Annotated in this window: 1 pseudogene; it reads left to right on the top strand. The window is 70.0% G+C overall.

The features are described 5' to 3' along the window. Positions 1-23: 23 nt before the first annotated feature. Positions 24-1788: pseudogene (locus H8B02_RS47070) on the top strand (hypothetical protein); the annotation flags it as partial.

Raw genomic sequence — 1788 nt, 5'->3', positions numbered from 1 at the left:
GCGGCTTTGGCGCGGCGCCCGGCATGCTCGCGACCTGCGGCTGCAGGCGGATCGACCTGCCCGACGGCAGCCACGGCATCCTGATGAGCGCGCTCAATGCCTCTGGTCGCAACATGCCGCTCGCCGAGCGCTTGCTGCGGCTGGTGCAAGGCTTGCCGCGTCCGGCGGCCGCCTTCAACGGCGACGGACTTTTGGTCGCAACCAACGAGGCGGCGCGTGCGCTGCCCGGCCTGCACGATCTCACTGAAGCCGGCCTCGATGCCGCGCGCGACGAAGCGCTGGCGCAGGGCCGCGCGGCGGCGAGCGTTGCGATCGGCCGCGTCGTGCTGCAGCGGATCGGCCACGGCGCCGATCGCGCGCTGATCGCGCTGATCGAACCGGCGGCGCATCTCTCCGCCAAACCGGCGGCACCGATCGTGCCCGAGCCGGTTCAGCCGGAGACGGCTGCACCGGAAGCACCGGTAGCGGCAGCAGCGCCGCAAGAGGCCGCGGCAGTCGAGCCACCACCAGCGCCAGCTGCCGTCGAACAGCCAACCGCGCATGAAGAAGCCGCCGCGCCCACAAGCGAAGCGCCGGCCAGCTTCACGCTGTTCGATGCGCTCGACCCGCAGTTGGAAGAGCGCGTCGCGATCGAGCCGATCCCCAGCGCGGCTGAATCCGAGCCCGCGGACGTTGCTCCATCTCCTGCGTCGGAAGAGACGCACGTCGAGACCGCGCTCGTCGCGACCGCGGCAATCGACACCACGCCTGACGAAACTCCCGCCGTCGAGGAGCCATTATCGGAAGCGCTCATCGAAGTGCCCGCTGAGGCGCAGGTCGAAGCGCCTGCGCGCCCTGCTCCACCGCTCGCGTCGGCAGAGCTGACGCATGCAGAGCAAGCACCGGTCGAGACCACGCCTCTCGACACCACGCCGGACGAAACTGCCGCCGTCGAGGAGCCGTTATCGGAAGCGCTCATCGAAGTACCCGCTGAGGCACAGGTCGAAGCGCTCGCGCACCCTGCTCCATCGCTCGAATCGGCCGAACTGGCGCATGCAGAGCAAGCACCGGTCGAGACCACACCACTCGACACCACACCTGACGAACTTGCCGCGGTCGAGGAACCGCTATCGGAAGCTCTGATCGAGGTGCCCGCTGCGGCACCGATCGAAGCGCCCAAGCCGGAGCCCACGCTCGATCTCGAAGAGACCGCACACGCACCGGCTCCAGAAATATCGGCGCCACCGGCCGAGCCCGTGCCCTCGCCCTATGCGATCGCGGATGTGCCACCTCCGCCGCCTGCCGCCGAACCGGCGCCTGCGACGCTGGCGCCGATGACGCCGCCATCCTGGCTCGACGAGCCGCTGCCGGTGCGGCGGCATCCGCTGCGCTTCATGTGGCAGATGGACCATGAGGCCCGCTTCTCGCTCGGCTCCGACGAATTCACCCGCCTGATCGGCCTGCACACCGCGGCAAGCTTCGGCCGTCTCTGGGGCGACATCGCCGAGAGCTTTGGCCTCGATCCCGAGGGCCGCGTTCTCAAGGCGTTCGCCAGCCGCGACACCTGGAGCGGCATCACGCTGCACTGGCCGGTCGACGGCGGCGGCCGGCTGCCGGTCGAACTGTCCGGCCTGCCGGTGTTCGATCGTTCCAGGAATTTCGCCGGCTACCGCGGCTTTGGTGTGTGTCGCGACCTCGACGGGCTTGCGCGACTCGCCGCATTGCGCCGCTATGAGTTCTTCAGCGGCTCGATCGCGCCGCGATCGCTGTCGGCCGACGTCGCACCGGCGCCGCGCACCGCCGCGCCGC

Source organism: Bradyrhizobium altum, from assembly GCF_020889705.1.
In the GTDB taxonomy this organism is placed as follows: domain Bacteria; phylum Pseudomonadota; class Alphaproteobacteria; order Rhizobiales; family Xanthobacteraceae; genus Bradyrhizobium; species Bradyrhizobium altum.
The sequence above is the reverse complement of the archived record's forward strand: the minus strand, read 5'-3'. Positions and strand labels throughout refer to the sequence as shown.